This window comes from Epibacterium sp. HA2-3 (genome assembly GCF_055693725.2).
Genome location: NZ_CM172490.1, coordinates 2,919,461 through 2,937,260, shown reverse-complemented (window position 1 = coordinate 2,937,260; position 17,800 = coordinate 2,919,461). Strand labels below are relative to the sequence as shown.

The following is a 17,800-nucleotide window of genomic DNA, read 5'->3' as shown; positions in this document are numbered from 1 at the left end:
CTTACCGCGCGCGCAGCTTTGGCAAAAGTCCGAAAACGCGCGGATCCAAATTACTGTGCGGCGGCGCTTGGCGCGTCTTGGGTGCGAATGAAGCCGCCAGACTGCCGGTTCCAGAACTGGGCATAGAGCCCGTTGCGTTCCAGCAGCTGTTCATGGCTGCCCTGCTCGATGATGCGCCCCTGATCCATAACAACAATTCGATCCATTTCCGTCAGCGTTGACAGGCGGTGCGCGATCGCTAGCACGGTTTTGCCATCCATCACCCGCGTCAGAGCAGATTGGATGGATGCCTCAACCTCCGAATCGAGCGCAGATGTCGCCTCGTCGAGGACCAGGATGGGCGCATCTTTCAGAATGGCACGGGCAAGCGCGATCCTTTGGCGCTGCCCACCAGAAAGCTTCACACCGCGCTCGCCGAGAAAGGCGTCATACCCGGTGCGGCCCTGTGCGTCTTCGAGATCCGCGATGAAGGCATCCGCTTCGGCCGCCTTGGCGGCGGCTATCACATCGTCGCGGCTTGCATCCGGACGGCCATAGAGAATGTTGTCGAGCGCCGAGCGATTGAACATCGCCGTTTCCTGCGTGACCATACCGATCTGGCTGCGAAGCGAATCCTGGCTCACTCTGGAGACATCCGCGCCATCAATCAGGATACGGCCCTTTTCCGCCTCATAGAGCCGCAAAAGAAGCGAAACCAGTGTCGATTTTCCAGCTCCGGACGCGCCAACAATACCGAGTTTTTCACCCGGTTGGATCGCCAGTGACAGATCGGAGATCCCTCCGATGTCGCGCCCATAGCGAAAGCCCAGATCCTCGATCACGATCTGTCCCGATGTCACCCGAAGTCCTTCGGCGTCCTGCCGATCCTCGATGCGATCCGGGCGCGTCAGGGTCTTCATACCGTTCTCGACCTCTCCGACGTTGGAGTAGATCGCCATCAAGGTGAAGCTCACCCAGCCCGTCATTTGCGCAATACGGATCGAGACTGCGCCAGCCGCAACGATATCCCCTTCGCTGGCGCTTCCGTTTTGCCACAGCCACAGCGCAGCACCGATCAAAAGCACGGGCAAGACCCCGGCAAGGGTCATCAGACAGAATCGGAAAGCGGCCGACAGATACCCAAATTCGAGCGCCCGGTCGCGAAATGTCACCATGGCATCCTGGGCGCTGCGTTCCTCATGCGCAGAATGCGCAAATAGCTGTACCGTCTTGATGTTGGTGATGGTGTCGACCACCTGCCCGGACACATTGGCACGCGCGCCCGCACGATGGGCCGACTTTTTCCGGATGCGCGGCAAAAACCAGCGGATCAGGGCAAAATACGCAACCAACCAGACCACAAACAGCAGGGTGATACGCAGATCGACGGAACCGAGCAACACCATCGCCCCCACAAGCGACGCCAATGCAAAGGCGACCACATTGATGACTTCGGTCACAACAGAGGTCACGGCGCTGGCGGTCTGCATCTGCTTTTGTGCGATACGACCAGCGAAATCATCGTCAAAGAAACGGACGGACTGCCCCAATGTCCAACGATTGAGGCGCGATAGAACCAATGGATTGACGTTCGGCTGCAAAATGATCGCGTTGGTCGCCGCAGAGAGGCCAAAGAGGAGAGGCCTGAGGAGCAAGAAAAACGCCAAAGCTGCGAAAATGACCCCAATATTGGCACCAAAGAACCCCTCCGGCCCGCTGGCAATCGCTGTGTCGATCACCTTGCCGAGGATAAAGGCCGTTCCCGCCTCCATCCCGCCCGCGAGCGCAGAGCAAATCGCCGCAATGGCCAGCATTGGCCAGGCGCCGGAGAGACACCAGCGCAAGAACGCCCCCAATGTCTGTGGCGGCGGACCATCAGCGGGTTGAAATGCGTCGATCAGGTTTCCAAGCTTCATTCTGCGGCCTCTACATTCAGGAACCCGCCCGATTGGCGCGCCCAGAACTGTGCATATAGGCCCCCATCTGACAAAAGCGCTTCATGTGTACCCTGTTCGACGATTTTTCCCTCATCGAGCACCAAAATCCGGTCCATCTGCGCGATGGTCGAAAGCCGATGCGCGATGGCGATCACCGTTTTGCCCTCCATCATGCCATAGAGCGTCTCCTGGATGGCGGCCTCGACCTCTGAGTCGAGCGCAGAGGTCGCCTCGTCCAGCAAAAGGATGGGTGCATCTTTCAAAATTACACGCGCCAGCGTCACCCGCTGTCTCTGCCCACCGGAGAGCTTCACCCCACGTTCGCCGACATGGGCGTCATATCCCTTGCGCCCCTGGGGGTCTTCGAGATCAAGAATGAAGTCATGCGCGTGAGCCTTCTGGGCAGCTGCGATCATCTCTTCTTCGGATGCATCGGGGCGACCATAGAGAAGATTATCGCGGACCGAGCGATGCAGGAGCGAGCTGTCTTGCTGCACCATCCCGATATGCTGGCGCAGGCTATCCTGAAGCACCTGCGATATATCCTGCCCGTCGATCAGAATGCGCCCTTCCTCGGGGTCATAGAACCTGAGCAGAAGCTTCACGAGGGTGGACTTGCCAGCACCAGAGCGCCCAACAAGGCCGACCTTTTCTCCCGGGTGGATCGTAAGGTTAAGCCGATCAAGCCCGCCCGCGCCCCGCCCGTAGTGATGAGACAGCGCGTCAAAGGTGATCTCTCCCTTACTGAGATGCAAAGGTTTGGCATCCTCGGTGTCCACCAACTCGATGGGTTGCGCAATCGTTTCCATGCCTTCGGCCACGACCCCGAGTTGACGGAAGAAGCTGGTAAGTGCCCACATGATCCATCCGGTCATCGCGTTCAGCCGCAGCGTCAAGGCGGTTGCAGCTGCCACAACTCCCACCGAAGCCAGTCCCTGCATCCAGAGCGCAATGCCCCAACCCACAACCCCGACAATCAGGAGGCCATTCAACAACACAAGAACGCCATCCATGATCGTAAAGATCCGCATTTCCGCCTGAAAGGTGCGGCGCGTGTTCTCGATGGCATCTTTGGCGTAGTCGAGCTCGCGGCTGTGGTGGGCAAACATTTTCACTGAATGAATGTTGGAATAGCTGTCCACAACCCGCCCGGTCACAGTGGAACGCGCATCCGATGCGGCCTGGCTCGCCGGTCCCACCCGCTTGATGGTCCAACGGATCAGGGCTGCATATAGCACAAACCAGATGATGAGCGGCATCAACAGACGTGGATCAGCACCCCAGAGCAATACCGCCGCACCGATCAGATAAGCCAGCGCAAAGGTGATCGCATCAAAGACCTGGAATACGACCTCGCCCGCAGCGGGCGGCGTTTGCATGATACGGTTGGCGATGCGCCCTGCAAAATCGTTTTCAAACCAACCCACGGACTGTCGCAGGACATGTTTATGCGCGCGCCAGCGGATCAGCGTGCCGAAGTTCGGCAAAATCGTATTGTTGAGCAGCAACACATCCACCAGCTGCAACACCGGTCGCACCAAGAGGATGAATAGGGCCATCACGATCAGCTCTGTGCCATGCGTAGCCCAGACTTCCTCCGGGGGACCTGCAAGGATGTCCACAACCCGCCCCATGTAAGAGATCAAGCCAACTTCGATTGCGGCGACAACAATCGACATCAGCCCCGCCATCCAAAAGACAGACCGGAAAGGACGGGCGTACTCTCGCATGAATGGCCAGAGCCGGGTCGGTGGAACATCCGTTTCCGGATAGTCGCAATAGGGGTTTATGAGATTTTCAAAGAAGCGAAACATGGGGCTGCTCCATCAAATTGAGCAAGTTTGGAAGAATGCGATAGGCATGGTAAAAGACGGCGACCGAAGTCCCCGATTCACCCTACGGGCAGGACTCGGACGTTAAATGTCGTTCCAGATCCCGTAATACATCAGCATTCCTCCTGCCATGTGTGTTCCACGCTTTATGGGTAGCGTGACCCGCGCGCTTTGTCACGCGTTTCAATCCATGGCTTCGTTCAAGGCACTTAGTTGAGATCCGACAGCCGCTTCAAAAGCGTTTCCCTGTCGCTTTGAAAACCACTCCTGATCCACTCTGCTTCGAGCGTTTTGAGCGCTCGTCCAAGTGCCGCACCCTGCACATGAGGCATCAGATCTTTGGCTGAAATCGGGAACTCAGCGACTGCACCAAGTGCAATATCAGACTCTAGATGAGGCAAAACTGGCATCTCCAACAACGCAGACCGCAACATCATGGCGCGTTTTGCCGTGTCGGCATCCTGACGATAGGCAATCTCCGCTGCAGTGGCGGTCCCGGTCGCGAGCGTCCGCAAGAGCGCGACGCGCGCCGCGCTCGCTTTGCTCAGTCGAAGGGTGTTTTGAAGATCTTCTCCACCAAGTGCTGCAAGGCGCGTTTCCGCCTCCGCTGGCAGATCTGCCTCGAGATAAACAAGGGGGGCAAGCGCACGGTCATCCGCACCCGGCAAGACATGCGCCAGCACTCCGATCTGACGCATGGTCGCGACCGAGGGCGCAGGGTTGGGCGAAGACAGAAGCTTCATGATCTCTGCGCCAACCCGCTCACGCGATAGATGATCCAGCCCCTCCTGCATAGCGGCGATCGCAGCCAATGCCTCGGGGTCAAACCCGGCCTCGGCATCGCCATACCAGCTATGAAAACGGAAATATCGCAGGATGCGCAGGTAGTCCTCTTGGATCCGTCGCGTGGCGTCTCCGATAAACCGCACCCGGCGCGCCTTGAGATCTTCGAACCCCGAGAGAGGGTCGACGATTTCGCCAGTAGGGCGCGCATAGAGGGCGTTCATTGTGAAGTCGCGCCGTCGCGCGTCCTCTAAGATCTCCGTGGCAAATGCTACGACCGCCCGGCGCCCATCGGTCGCGACATCCCTGCGAAAGGTAGTAATTTCAAAGGGGTCTCCATCCACCACCACCGTGACAGTGCCGTGCTCGATCCCAGTTGGTATGACCTTAAGACCCGCTTGCTCCGCAGCCTCGGTGACATATTGCGGTGTCGCGCTGGTGGAAAGGTCGAGATCCGAAACAGGCTCCCCAAGGAGGGCATTGCGCACGCAACCGCCGACGAAATAGATTTCCGCTCCGGCAGAGGTCAGCGCATCGCAGAGTTTGCGCGTCGCAGGAGAATGGAGCCAGGGTTCGTCAATCTTCATCGCGTGTCCATGATCGCAGCAAATCCGCGCAACATACGCGCGGTTGCCCCCCAGATGTAATAGGGGCCAAATGGCACCGCAAAGTAGAACCGTTTTGTGCCGCGCCAGCGTCGAGATTGTATCTGATATCGTTCAATATCAAGAACATGGGAAAGCGGCGCCCGAAAGACCTCTGCCACTTCGCCCGCCTCGGCACGCGCCTCGAACGGCTGATCTATGACCGCAACCACGGGGGTCACTTGAAACCCTGTCACGGTTTCGTGGCAGGGCAAATGACCGAGGATTCGAGGCAGCTCTCGCGGCAACGCGATTTCTTCCCACGCTTCCCTTAGGGCGGCAGCAGTTGCGTCATTGTCCGTTGGGTCCACTTTGCCACCGGGAAAGGCAATCTGGCCGGGGTGGTGTTTGAGCGCGGAGGAGCGCTTTGTCAGAACGACCTGTGGCATTGTGCCGTGGGTCTCAATTCCGACGAGCACACCCGCAGGGCGCAACTTTCGCCCCGCGCGTAGCTCGGTTTCCGGGTTTAGATCGAAATCCGACGTCTCCGTGCGAACGCGTGTCAGCGCCTTGGCTATGGTCTCCGCAAGCGCACTCAACGGGATCAGTCCCCTGCCGCGTCGAAACCAACCGTCGCCGGATCAAGATCGTAATGCGCGCCGCAGAACTGACAATCCGCGGTGACGCGCCCGTCCTCGGTGGTCATTGTACCGATATCCTTTGCGGAATAGATCGATAGGCTCTGTCGCACCCGTTCTTCGGAGCAGGTGCAGCCGAAACGGACAGGTTGCGCGTCATAAACCCTTGGCCGCTCCTCGTGGAACAGCCGCAAAAGCAGCTCGCTGGGCGATACCGAGGGGCCGATCAGCTCAAGATCTTCGACCGTTTCCAACAAGATGTTGACGCGATTCCAGTTTTCTTCTTCTGCGCCGGAGACCAGATCAGAGGCGGTCAAGACATCCCCAGTGCCACTGGCCTCAGCGGCGAACGGCGAGGCCTTGGGCATATGCTGCAGCATGATCCCACCTGCGCGCCAGTGCTCGGGCTTGCCCGGCTCGGAGGACTTGCCAAAGCTGAGCGAAAAACGCGTCGGCAGCTGTTCGGACTGCGCAAAATAGGCCTGCGCACATTCCGACAAAGACGTTGCCGCCAGCGGCGTAATCCCTTGATAAGGCCTCGTTCCTCCACCCTGATCGATCAGGATTGCGAAGTAGCCATCGCCCAGTTGGGCAAAAGGAGCGCCATCCGTGATACGATCAGCGTCAAAACTCGCATAGGCGCGAATTCGGGCAGGCTCGCCTTCCTTTTCGGGGGCGTAGTAATCGGTAGCGATCATCCGCACCGCACCCTTGGACTGAACTTGCAAAGACAGCTTCCAACGCAGGCTCATGGTCTGACCGATCAGCGCAGTAAGCAGCGCCATCTCAGCCACCAGTGCCTCGACCGGTTGCGGATAATTGTGTTGTTTCAGGATACCATCCAACACACCGTCCAGCCGCGCCACGCGGCCACGCATGTCGGATGCATCAAGCTGGAATGGCAGGACGGTGTCGTCCCACGCGATTTTTGAACCAAGTGTCATGGGGTTTCCTTAACGGCCGGCTGTTGGCATACCGACGCTATATAGGCTTTTCAGCATCAGAGTGAAGGGGAGAGAGGTGATCAGACGTTTTGGAGAGGTGCCGCGCAGGGATCAAACCTATCGGCTGCGCCCCGGCGCGTATGCTCTGCTGCCCCGCGATGGTCAGTTGCTGTTGACCTGCCAGTATAGTCCCGCGCCCGATATCCAGCTTCCTGGCGGCGGGATCGATCCAGGCGAATCGCCGCTGCCTGCGCTCCATCGCGAGGTCTATGAAGAAACGGGTTGGGCTATCGCCAGTCCCCGACGCATCGGCGCATTTCGTCGCTTCGTCCATATGCCGGAGTATGACCTCTGGGCCGAAAAACTGTGTCACATTTATTGCGCCCGCCCCGTCCTGCAGCACAGCGCCCCCGTTGAAGCGGGTCACCGCGCATTGTGGATGCCGGTCAATGACGCAGTTTCGGTTCTGGGTAACGCAGGAGATCGACATTTTGCGGCGCTGCTGGCGCGGTATGTTTGATGACCGCCCCTTAAGAGCCTTGAAACTCAAACAGGGTGGCAGAAATATCGTCCTCCAGCCCTTTGTCATCTCCCATCACTTGCGTGAGGTGCCAATAGAGGTCGTCGAGGAATTCCTTGCCGCTGCGCCTTGGGTCACAGCGGTTGACCAACTCGACCAGGCCTTCGGTGTCGAGCATAGATCCGTCTTTGAGATGCGCTTCTGTGAAACCATCTGAATAGAGAAGCAGCCTGTCACCCTTCTCCATCACAAATTCTTCTTGCTCATAGGCAACATCGGGCACGAGCCCGACCGGAACCCCGCCTTTGCCGATGAACTCCATCGAGCCATCCGCGCGCAAAAGCAGTGGATGAGGATGGCCGGCCTGAACCATCTTGATGACGCCCGTGCGCAGGTCCGCGATGCAGTAGGCCATCGTGAAATACTCTTCGATCCCGGTGTCGGCAATCAAACGGGCATTCAGGACACTCGCAACCTCTTCCGGGGGGCGCAGAGCGTAGAAACGGTTGAATTTCTTTTCCATCCCGACGTTCTGGTCGAAATAGGTCGAGGACAGATAGCCCCCCAGCCGTGCGGTCATCATCGCGGAGGTGATGCCATGTCCCGAAACATCGATGGAGTAAAAGCCGAGACGATTGATCCCCGGCGAGAACATTCCGACCAGATCACCACCGATATGTCCACATGGTTTCAGCAGGAGGTTTACCTCTGACGCGCCAAAGGCACGGGTCAGCTCCGGAACCAGAGATTCCTGGATCTTGCGCGCCTGAATAAGGTCCTTGTCGATCGCATCATATACGGTCTGCAACTCATCCAGCGTTTCCGACACAATCCGGTTTTTCTCAAAGAGTTCGCGCTGCATACGCAGGATTCTCTCCCCCGCAGAGATCCGTGCGCGCAGCTCGTCCGAGCTTACAGGCTTGGTCAGGAAATCATCCGCGCCGGCATCAAGCCCCTCTGCTACTTCGTTTTTCTCGCTCTTTGAGGTCAGCAGAATAAAGTAGCTATAGGTTTCATGCGAGTCGGCGCGAAAGGCGCGGCAAAATTCAATGCCGTTCATCCCCGGCATCATCCAGTCACTCAGGATGAGATCAGGCGGATCGGCGCGGCAGATGTCCATCGCATCCTCGCCGCTCTCGGCTTCGACGACGTCAAAGCCCCACTTCTTAAGGGAAGCGACAAGGATTCGACGCTGCAAGCGGCTATCGTCCACCACCAACACTCGTCGGATGGACCCGCTTACAGGCACGTCTTCACCTTCAATTGAATGCTCTGGCAGCACCGACAATCCCTCATTAACGCGGCGTGTCCCCTTGTGACCTTCTTAGAAAACACCTGATCAGCTTAATAGCTGATGAAAAATAAACTTTTAGTCGATTTTTTGTTCTTTACTATACTTTTACTCGCTTTGACATAGGCTAGATGTGTCTCGCCCGAAGCTGCTGGAAGAAGACAATGATTGATTGGCCACGCGTACGTGAGTTGAAAGAAGAAGTCGGAGACGACGGCTTTGAGGAAGTGATCGAACTCTTTCTCGAAGAAGTTGAGGACGTCATAAACAAGCTGAAATCCGGCGACCGATCCCAGCTGGAGCAGGATCTGCATTTCCTCAAAGGCAGTGCACTCAACCTTGGGTTCCAAGAGTTCTCTGATCTTTGCTTTCAGGGTGAGCGGATGGCAGCTACCGGTCAGGCCGATGCGGTCGACCTGACCCGGGTGATGTCGAGCTATACAGCTTCCAAGACGAGCTTCCTCCAAAACGTCCGAGAACTGGCATAGACGACGCGGCGCAACGTGTTGCTTCATCTTCTCAGATCACGAACTGCGCCAGTGTCTCGTCATTTGTGATGTCGGTGTAGGTGAAACCCGCCGCATCCAGTTGCGCAAACAGCGGCGCGAAGTTCTCTGGGCGCTTGGTCTCGATCCCGATCAGGACCGAGCCGAAGTTGCGCGCAGACTTCTTCATGTATTCAAAACGTGCGATGTCATCATCCGGCCCAAGAATGTTCAGGAATTCCTTGAGCGCGCCGGGACGTTGCGGCAGGCGCAGCAGGAAGTATTTCTTCACCCCGGAATAGCGCTGCGCCCGTTCCTTGACCTCTGGGAGTCGCTCGAAATCAAAGTTCCCGCCGGAAGTCAGGCAAACCACGGTCTTACCCTTGATCCATGTGCGCAGGTCGCCCAGCGCCTCGACGGCGAGCGCGCCTGCAGGTTCCAGAACGATACCTTCGACATTGAGCATCTCGAGGATGGTGGTGCAGATCCGGTCCTCTGACACAGTCAGGACATCCGGCAACGGCACGCTGCGCAAAATATCAAAAGGCCGCTCGCCAATTTTGCCAACGGCGGCGCCGTCCACAAAGGTATCCACCCGCTTGAGCGGTGTGGGATGACCTGCCTCAAGCGCCGCCTTCAGGCAGGCGCCGCCCTCAGGCTCCACAAGAAGCGCATGCACATCCTCGCCAAAATACCGAACCACGCCAGAGGACATACCCCCGCCGCCCACCGGTAGAACGATATGATCCGGCGCCTTGCCGAGTTGCGCCTCGATTTCCACTGCGATTGATGCCTGACCTTCGATGACATCCGCGTCGTCAAAAGGAGAGAGGAAATACCCTCCTTTTTCTGCGCACCACGCCTGCGCGGCGGCCAATGTATCGTCGAAGTAATCCCCGATCAGATGCACCTCGACGTTGTCTCCGCCAAACATGCGGGTCTTCTGGATCTTCTGCTGAGGTGTGGTCACCGGCATAAAGATCACACCCCGTTTGTCCATTTGCCGACACATGTAAGCCATGCCCTGCGCGTGATTTCCCGCCGAAGCGCAGACAAACAGATCCTTGCTGGTCTGCTTGCGCATCGCGTTGAGCGCGCCGCGAATCTTGTAGGAGCGCACCGGGCTGAGATCCTCGCGTTTGAGGTAAATCTCCGCACCAAAGCGCTGCGACAGGAGTTCGTTGCGTTGCAGCGGCGTGGGCGGGAAGACATCGCGCATCGCCGCCTCGGCCGCTTTGGCCTGGGTTCTGAAGTTGGTCATATGGATTTCGTGACCCAAAGCCACGCCCAAGGCAAGAGGGCGCAGCGTTTCACGCATGATGTTGGAGCCGTTTCAGATAGAACGACCCTGGACGTAGTGGCCATAAACAGTGGTCAAGATCGACACGTTGACCAGTGTCATGATCAATGCAGAGACAAGTGCGAACACGAGGCCAAGAGGCGCAAAGATGTAAATCGACAAATTTGTAACGGCCTGGAGTACTATCTGAATCCCGACCAGCACGATAAACAGGACGACAGCCGTTCCTGCAGTTCCCTTCGTCGCCTCCCACGACTCGCGCAAACTCAGAGTCTTGCCAATCGCTGCAGCAGGAAGAGTTGGCATCAATCTGAAGAAAAGCAGTCCGACCCCGACCATGACAATGAACAGAATTAAGAGGCTGATCACGGGCGAGCCGAGCACCGAACCCACCGAGGAAAAGATACCCCCTGCAATCCAAGCGAGTGCCATGATGAAACCGAGCAAAAGACCTGTTCCAAAATAGGCGAGCATGCGGTCTCCGTGAATAGTTGGAAACCAGCTCGTTGGATATTCTTCCAGCAACACAAAGCGGTGCCAATTCACAAACACCCAAAGCTGCGCCATGATGAAAATGGCGACGCTAAGCAAGATTGAGGTGATGAAAGCACCGCTGGGAACATAGCCCTGCCGTCCCATACTAGCGATGAGCTCTCCGACATGCGTCCACAATAGGGCCGCGATGCAGACGACAGCTATCAAAACCGGGACCAAGGCAATCTGCACGGCCCAGCCCAGATTCCGCAGTACCATACCCAAAGAATGAGAAAATATTTTCCAACCAGTCACTTAAATATCCTCGGTATCAATAGACTTACTTCCCACAGTATCACCTTGAGCAGTTCAGAAAAGCCGTAAACCTTGCAACCTCCGGCAAAAGGCGCTACGGCCCTTGGCGTTCTGACCAAGAGGAAAACCCATGTCCGCGCCCAAGAAAGTTGTGCTGGCCTACTCCGGTGGCCTTGATACTTCGATCATCCTGAAATGGTTGCAGACCGAATACGGCTGCGAGGTTGTCACCTTTACTGCCGATCTCGGCCAGGGCGAGGAACTGGAGCCTGCACGAAAAAAAGCAGAGCTTCTCGGCATTAAACCCGAAAACATCTTTATCGAGGACATCCGCGAGGAGTTCGTCCGCGACTTCGTCTTCCCGATGTTCCGTGCCAATGCGGTCTACGAAGGTCTCTACCTGCTGGGCACCTCGATTGCGCGCCCGCTGATCTCCAAACGTCTTGTCGAGATCGCAGAGGCAACTGGCGCTGATGCCGTGTCCCATGGTGCAACCGGCAAGGGCAACGACCAGGTCCGGTTCGAGCTGTCCGCCTATGCTCTGAACCCCGACATCAAGGTGATTGCACCTTGGCGCGAGTGGGATCTGACCTCGCGCACCAAACTGCTGGAATTTGCCGAGGCAAACCAGATCCCGATTGCAAAGGACAAGCGTGGCGAGGCGCCTTTCTCGGTCGACGCAAACCTGCTGCACACCTCCTCTGAGGGTAAGGTTCTGGAAGATCCGGCAGAAATGGCGCCCGATTACGTCTATCAGCGTACCGTAAACCCGGAAGATGCGCCCAACGAGCCCGAGTTCATCGAAATCACCTTTGAAAAAGGCGATGCGGTTGCGATCAACGGCGAGGCCATGTCGCCTGCGACGATCCTGACCAAGCTCAACGAATATGGCCGCAAGCACGGCATTGGCCGTCTGGATTTCGTCGAGAACCGCTTTGTCGGCATGAAATCCCGCGGCATCTACGAGACCCCGGGCGGCGACATCCTGCTCGAAGCACACCGTGGCATTGAACAGATCACCCTCGATAGCGGCGCGGGCCATCTCAAGGACTCGATCATGCCGCGTTATGCAGAGCTGATCTATAATGGCTTCTGGTACTCTCCGGAGCGTGAAATGCTGCAGGCCCTGATTGATGAGAGCCAGAAGCACGTCACCGGCACCGTACGCGTAAAGCTTTACAAAGGCTCCGCAAAAACGGTTGGTCGCTGGTCCGAACACTCGCTCTATTCCGAAGCACATGTGACCTTTGAAGAAGACGCGGGCGCCTACGATCAAAAAGACGCGCAGGGCTTCATCCAGCTTAACGCATTGCGTCTGAAGCTTTTGGCAGCGCGCAACCGTCGAGTAAAATAATGAGCATGGATGACGACTTCGAAGAAGAGTTCTTAGAAGAGGATCTGGAAGAAGAGCTCGACATGTTTGTCGAAGCTCAGGATGCTGTCTGGACTGATGTCGTCACCGAACTCAAAGCCGGGAAAAAGACGAGCCACTGGATGTGGTTCGTCTTTCCCCAGTTGGCCAGTCTCGGCCAATCTCATATGTCGCAGCTCTATGGGCTCGAGGATTTGAACGAAGCGCAGGCCTACCTTGCGCATCCTGTCCTGCGGGAACGACTGATTGCGGCATGCGACCTGATGCTCGCGCACAATGGCACCACCGCAGCAGAGATCCTCGGCGAGGTCGACGCCAAAAAACTACGGTCCTCGATGACGCTCTTTGGTGCCGCAACAGACGCACCCAAACAATGCGGCGAAATCATCAAAGTATTCTTTGAAGGGACTCCCTGCCCTCTGACCCTCGGTGAAATTGGCTGATTCTCCTGGTACTGGGAAATTTATGTCCAAAAAGACCTGTCGCACTCTGCCTCAAATTTGCTAGGTTTGAAGTGGCATGAAACCTATGTTCGGAGGGCAAAATGAAGCCTTTACTCGTCAGCGCCCTGATGGTGGTCTGTGGCTCAGCTGCCCTGGCTGATTTCGAGATCTGCAACGAAACAGGCAACGAGGCCTTCGCCTCAATCGGCTACAAAGACGGTGAAGAATGGGTCTCCGAAGGTTGGTGGACCTTGCAACCCGGGGAATGTGCGATTCCGATCGTTGGCGATCTGAAGAACCGCTACTACTATATCCGCGCTGAGAGTAAGACCGGAAACTGGACCGGGGATTACTCGTTTTGCTACATCAACGACGTCTTTACGATCCGCGGCGATGAAAATTGCACCGCACGCGGGTACAAGACCGGCGGCTTTTTTGAGGTCGATACCGGCAATTCGCTCGACTGGACGCAAAACCTGACAGACTAGAAAATCCCGGTCCTTCCCCTTGGTCACGCTTGTCACATCCCCGGCCCTGAACCTATGGCTGTGAGAAACACGTGATGGGGAGGGAAACTCATGCTGGAACAGATCGCGACAGACATCCGCAAGGGTCTGGATGACAAGAGCTTTGATGGCTCCTTGAAGTTCGACTGCGGTTCAGACGGGGTGATTGTTCTCGACAATGGCCGCGTGACGACAGACGAGCTTTCAACCGATTGCACCTTGCGGCTCTCGACCGAGAACCTGAAAAAGCTGCTGCGCGGGCAGCTCAACCCGATGACGGCAGTGATGATGGGCAAGATCAAGATCTCTGGCGATATGGGGGTTGCGATGAAGCTTGGAAAGCTCATCGGCTGAAACATTGGCTCTGATCTCTTGGTATGACGGTAAATTGCCGTCACCGATGCGTGACTTCTGATGTCATCATCTTGGCGGAGTTTTTCCCATCAGGCATCCTGACTTTACCGGCAAAGGCCGGCGCTTCAGGAGGATGCCATGGGACGTCTGGACACACTCAAACATTTCACATTGGCGGCGCTGATCATCGTTGGCGTCCTGGCCAAAGGCAGCGCGTTGCGCGCGCAAACTCAGGACACGCTCATTGTTGCAGGCGGATGCTTCTGGTGTGTCGAGAGCGATTTTGAATCCGTGCGGGGCGTGTCAGAGGCGATTTCCGGCTACACTGGTGGCACCACTGAGAACCCGACCTACAAACAGATCGGCAGTGGGCGCACAGGACATTACGAAGCAGTCAAAATCCTCTTCGATCCGAGCATCGTCAGCCGCGAGAGCCTTTTGGATCTATTTTTCCGATCGATTGATCCTACGGATGCCGGGGGTCAATTCTGCGATCGCGGCGCCCCGTATAGGACTGCTGTTTTTGTCTCTAACACAGACGAAAAGGCCATTGCACAAGCCGTAAAAGCAGAGGCAGAGGCGGAGCTTGGGCAGCAGATTGTAACGCCAATTCTTGAAGCCTCGCCTTTCTATGAGGCCGAAGCCTATCATCAGGACTACTACAAGGGAGAGGGTCTGGTTCTGACCCGTTTTGGACCCTTACGCCAGTCAAAGGCCTATGTCCGCTATCGCAAAGCCTGTGGGCGCGACGCGCGAATTGCAGAGCTTTGGGGGCGCGATGCGCCTTTCATTGGAAGCTACGGGTTTTGATAACTCATAAAAAAGGGGCCGCTAGGGCCCCCTTCTTGGTGGTTCTGTAGAACAGGGACGTCAGAATTTGGCGTCCTGAACCTCTTTGAGGTCCGGGATAACATCTGCCGCTCCGTGACGTGTAACCATCAAGGCTCCGGCCCGCGAGGCCTGCGCCATGGCCTGCGCCATCGGTAATCCGCGATCCAGCGCAGCCAGAACATATCCGGTGAATGTGTCCCCCGCCCCGGTGGTATCCACTGCAGTCACCTTCTGCGCAGCCACATCGCTCACAGCGCCGGTGCGGCCGTCAAAATGGCGCGCGCCTTCAGCCCCGAGTGTCACGATGACATCGTCGACTCCCAGATCCTGAGGTGGTCTTCCTGTGGCGTCCTGGAGCTGTTCCGCCTCGACCTGGTTGAGGAACAAGAGATCCATAAAGGGCAAAACCGCCTGAACCGCCGCCGCATCAAAAGGCGCCGCCGCATATGCGACGCGCAGCCCCAGTTTGCGCCCCATCTCTGCGGCCTCGGCCTGCATGTTGGTCTCATTCTGCATAAGCAGAATATCCCCTGCGTTTGCCGCGCTGAGTGCTTGGCCGATCTGACCGGCACCAAGCCCACGGTTTGCACCGGGATAGAGGATGATCTGGTTTTCACCGGCCGGATCCACAGCGATGATGGCATGACCGGTCGCGGTATCGCTTTGCACGATATGGCGCGTATCGACACCGTACTCCATCAACCGATCCACACACCATTTCCCCTCGGGACCAATGGCCCCGATATGGCAGGCATGCGCCCCCGCGCGGGCGGCGGCAACCGACATATTTGCGCCCTTGCCGCCAAGACCTTGATCAAAGGAATTGGCTGCCAGCGTCTCGCCCGGCTGCGGCATATGCGGCAACGCGTAGACCATGTCGATGTTGATCGACCCAAGGTTCCAGATCGCCATGAGCAGCCTCCCTTCTGGTTCAACCGATGTTGCAGGCCGCAAGAACGGCCATGTTCAGCACGTCATTTGCGGTCGAGGTGGTGGAGCAGATCTGGATCGGTTTGTCGACACCCGAAAGGATCGGACCCACAACCGTGGCACCACCCATCTCCTGCATCAGCTTCACCGAGATCGATGCCGAGTGACGCGCCGGAACCACCAGGATATTGGCCGGACCAGACAGGCGCTGGAACGGATAATGCTCCTGCGCCTTGGCGTTGAGGGCGACATCTACGGTCATTTCGCCTTCGTATTCAAAATCTACACCGCGTTTATCAAGCACGGTTGGCGCAATATGCATCTTCTCCGCCCGCTCCGAGACCGGATAGCCGAAGGTCGAAAAACTGACGAAGGCCACACGCGGATCAAGACCCATGTGGCGCGCCACACCAGCTGCACGCTCTGCAATGGTGGCTAGGTCATTCTCGTCAGGCCATTCATGAACGAGCGTGTCTCCGATCAAGACAATGCGACCCTTGTGAAGCAATGCCGTGACCCCAGCGGCACCATGTTCCGCATCTGCGTCGAACACATGGTTGATCCGGTCGAGCACATGCGCAGACTTGCGAGTCGCGCCCGAAACCAGACCGTCGCCATGTCCATGTGCAAGCATCAGCGCAGAGAACACATGTCTATCACGCCCCACCAGACGGTGAATATCCTTGCGATCAAACCCTTTGCGGTTCAGTCTCTCGTAAAGGAAATCCTTATAGGTTTCAAAGTGATGCGTATTGGCGGCGTTGACGACCTCCAGCTCACGCACGGCATCGCCCAGACCCGCTTCTTCGAGTTTGGCTTTGACATCGTCCTGACGTCCCACGACCAAAGCCTTGCCAAACCCTGAACGCTGATAGGTGACGGCTGCACGCAGAACGCGTGGATCATCACCTTCGGCAAAGATCATCCGCGACTGCGCCGCACGCGCGCGCGCATTGAGACCGCGCAAGATCGATTGCGTCGGGTCCATACGTCCGCGCAGACCGTGTTCGTAGGCGTCCATATCGATGATCGGACGACGGGCCACACCTGTATCCATGCCGGCCTTGGCAACCGCTGGCGGAATGCGGTGGATCAGGCGTGGATCAAAGGGCGTCGGGATGATGTAGTCGCGACCGAAGGACAGGGATTTGCCATAGGCCAGCGCGACCTCATCCGGCACATCCTCGCGCGCAAGACGCGCCAAAGCATGCGCGCAGGCAATCTTCATCTCGTCATTGATGGCCCGGGCATGAATATCGAGCGCTCCGCGGAAGAGATAAGGAAAGCCTAGAACGTTGTTTACCTGGTTCGGATAGTCCGAACGTCCCGTCGCCACGATCGCATCCACGCGAACCTCATGCGCCTCTTCGGGCGTAATTTCCGGATCGGGGTTTGCCATCGCAAATATAACCGGGTTGTCGGCCATGGATTTGACCATGTCCTGCGTCACCGCACCTTTGACCGAAACGCCAAGGAAGACATCCGCGCCATTCATGGCTTCTTCGAGCGAGCGCAGTTCTGTCTTCACCGCATGCGCCGACTTCCACTGGTTCATCCCCTCGGTACGGCCCTGATAGATCACGCCCTTGGTGTCGCAGACGATGCAGTTTTCGTGCCGCGCGCCCATGGATTTCAGAAGCTCGATACAGGCAATGCCCGCCGCCCCTGCCCCATTGAGGACAATCCGCACATCTTCGATCTTCTTCCCCGATAGATGCAGCGCGTTGATCAGACCGGCGGCGCAGATCACGGCTGTGCCATGCTGGTCGTCATGGAAGACCGGAATGTCCATCTCTTCCTTGAGCTTCTGTTCGATGATGAAACACTCGGGCGCCTTGATGTCCTCAAGGTTGATGCCGCCAAAGGTCGGCCCCATCAGTCTAACCGCCTTGATGAATTCGTCCGGGTCCTCGGTGTCGAGTTCGATGTCGATCGAGTTCACATCTGCAAAGCGTTTGAAGAGGACCGATTTCCCTTCCATCACGGGCTTTGAACCCAGCGCGCCGAGGTTGCCAAGACCCAGAACGGCGGTCCCATTGGAGATCACCGCAACAAGATTGCCCTTGTTTGTATAGTCATAGGCGGTTTCGGGGTTTTCAGCGATGGCTTCGCAAGGCACCGCAACACCGGGGCTGTAGGCCAAGGACAGATCCCGCTGCGTGGTCATCGGAACCGTCGCGGTGACCTCCCATTTGCCGGGGCTGGGTTCCAAGTGAAAGGCCAGTGCCTCTTCATCGGTAATCTTGGCTTTGGGCATGTCGGTCTTCGTCCTCTCCTAGTCG

At 57.3% G+C, this 17,800-nt stretch carries 17 protein-coding genes; 7 read left to right on the top strand and 10 right to left on the bottom strand.

What is annotated here, in order from left to right; genetic code table 11:
- Positions 1-50 precede the first annotated feature (50 nt).
- The 5 genes from ACZ1HH_RS13750 to hslO all read right to left on the bottom strand — a co-directional run bounded on the left by ACZ1HH_RS13750 (position 51) and on the right by hslO (position 6,697).
- Positions 51-1,895, bottom strand: coding sequence for an ABC transporter ATP-binding protein (locus ACZ1HH_RS13750; protein WP_472636914.1), 1,845 nt, complete (start codon positions 1,893-1,895; stop codon positions 51-53).
- On the bottom strand, positions 1,892-3,730 hold the full coding sequence (locus tag ACZ1HH_RS13745) for an ABC transporter ATP-binding protein (RefSeq protein ID WP_472636913.1): 1,839 nt from the start codon (positions 3,728-3,730) through the stop codon (positions 1,892-1,894). Before ACZ1HH_RS13745 ends, ACZ1HH_RS13750 begins: the two co-directional genes overlap by 4 nt.
- 227 nt (positions 3,731-3,957) lie before the next feature.
- The gene (locus ACZ1HH_RS13740) at positions 3,958-5,118 is read right to left on the bottom strand and encodes a CCA tRNA nucleotidyltransferase (RefSeq protein ID WP_472636912.1); all 1,161 of its coding nucleotides are present in this window, start codon (positions 5,116-5,118) and stop codon (positions 3,958-3,960) included.
- On the bottom strand, positions 5,115-5,714 hold the full coding sequence (locus ACZ1HH_RS13735; RefSeq protein WP_487320313.1) for a CoA pyrophosphatase: 600 nt from the start codon (positions 5,712-5,714) through the stop codon (positions 5,115-5,117). The genes ACZ1HH_RS13740 and ACZ1HH_RS13735 overlap by 4 nt, the downstream gene beginning before the upstream one ends.
- Before the next feature lie 5 nt (positions 5,715-5,719).
- On the bottom strand, positions 5,720-6,697 hold the full coding sequence (gene hslO / locus ACZ1HH_RS13730) for an Hsp33 family molecular chaperone HslO (RefSeq protein WP_472636911.1): 978 nt from the start codon (positions 6,695-6,697) through the stop codon (positions 5,720-5,722).
- A gap of 76 nt (positions 6,698-6,773) precedes the next feature.
- Between hslO and ACZ1HH_RS13725 the strand changes: the two genes are divergently transcribed.
- Positions 6,774-7,217: an NUDIX hydrolase gene (locus ACZ1HH_RS13725; RefSeq protein ID WP_472636910.1), complete on the top strand. Its 444-nt coding sequence runs from the start codon at positions 6,774-6,776 to the stop codon at positions 7,215-7,217.
- Between the two features lie 10 nt (positions 7,218-7,227).
- Here the strand turns inward: ACZ1HH_RS13725 and ACZ1HH_RS13720 are convergent, their stop codons facing one another.
- Positions 7,228-8,499, bottom strand: a complete 1,272-nt coding sequence (locus tag ACZ1HH_RS13720) for a PP2C family protein-serine/threonine phosphatase (protein ID WP_487320312.1) — start codon at positions 8,497-8,499, stop codon at positions 7,228-7,230.
- A gap of 173 nt (positions 8,500-8,672) precedes the next feature.
- On the opposite strand from ACZ1HH_RS13720, the gene ACZ1HH_RS13715 reads away from it, so the two are divergent.
- Positions 8,673-8,996 (top strand): Hpt domain-containing protein, encoded by a 324-nt coding sequence (locus ACZ1HH_RS13715; RefSeq protein ID WP_044026952.1) that lies wholly within the window; start codon positions 8,673-8,675, stop codon positions 8,994-8,996.
- A 31-nt stretch (positions 8,997-9,027) separates the two neighbouring features.
- Here ACZ1HH_RS13715 and ilvA read toward each other — a convergent pair whose 3' ends face one another.
- Entirely contained in the window at positions 9,028-10,254 is a 1,227-nt protein-coding gene (gene ilvA, locus ACZ1HH_RS13710; RefSeq protein WP_472637329.1) for a threonine ammonia-lyase IlvA, read from the bottom strand.
- A 72-nt stretch (positions 10,255-10,326) separates the two neighbouring features.
- A complete protein-coding gene (locus ACZ1HH_RS13705; protein WP_472636909.1) occupies positions 10,327-11,082 on the bottom strand; it encodes a hypothetical protein in 756 nt (251 codons plus the stop codon).
- A 130-nt stretch (positions 11,083-11,212) separates the two neighbouring features.
- Between ACZ1HH_RS13705 and ACZ1HH_RS13700 the strand changes: the two genes are divergently transcribed.
- The 5 genes from ACZ1HH_RS13700 to msrA all read left to right on the top strand — a co-directional run bounded on the left by ACZ1HH_RS13700 (position 11,213) and on the right by msrA (position 14,567).
- A complete protein-coding gene (locus tag ACZ1HH_RS13700; protein WP_416367582.1) occupies positions 11,213-12,436 on the top strand; it encodes an argininosuccinate synthase in 1,224 nt (407 codons plus the stop codon).
- Positions 12,436-12,897: a DUF1810 domain-containing protein gene (locus ACZ1HH_RS13695; RefSeq protein WP_472636908.1), complete on the top strand. Its 462-nt coding sequence runs from the start codon at positions 12,436-12,438 to the stop codon at positions 12,895-12,897. The genes ACZ1HH_RS13700 and ACZ1HH_RS13695 overlap by 1 nt, the downstream gene beginning before the upstream one ends.
- 101 nt (positions 12,898-12,998) lie before the next feature.
- Positions 12,999-13,385, top strand: coding sequence for a DUF1036 domain-containing protein (locus ACZ1HH_RS13690; protein WP_011540194.1), 387 nt, complete (start codon positions 12,999-13,001; stop codon positions 13,383-13,385).
- 90 nt (positions 13,386-13,475) lie between these two features.
- On the top strand, positions 13,476-13,757 hold the full coding sequence (locus tag ACZ1HH_RS13685) for an SCP2 sterol-binding domain-containing protein (protein ID WP_472636907.1): 282 nt from the start codon (positions 13,476-13,478) through the stop codon (positions 13,755-13,757).
- A gap of 138 nt (positions 13,758-13,895) precedes the next feature.
- Complete coding sequence (msrA, locus tag ACZ1HH_RS13680) at positions 13,896-14,567, top strand: peptide-methionine (S)-S-oxide reductase MsrA (protein WP_472636906.1); 672 nt, start codon at positions 13,896-13,898, stop codon at positions 14,565-14,567.
- 60 nt (positions 14,568-14,627) lie between these two features.
- Here msrA and ACZ1HH_RS13675 read toward each other — a convergent pair whose 3' ends face one another.
- Both ACZ1HH_RS13675 and ACZ1HH_RS13670 read right to left on the bottom strand, forming a co-directional pair.
- Positions 14,628-15,500 carry a ribokinase gene (locus ACZ1HH_RS13675; RefSeq protein ID WP_472636905.1) on the bottom strand — a complete coding sequence of 291 codons (873 nt, stop codon included), beginning with the start codon at positions 15,498-15,500 and terminating at the stop codon, positions 14,628-14,630.
- Between the two features lie 19 nt (positions 15,501-15,519).
- Positions 15,520-17,775, bottom strand: coding sequence for an NADP-dependent malic enzyme (locus ACZ1HH_RS13670; protein ID WP_011540190.1), 2,256 nt, complete (start codon positions 17,773-17,775; stop codon positions 15,520-15,522).
- Between the last annotated feature and the right edge of the window lie 25 nt (positions 17,776-17,800).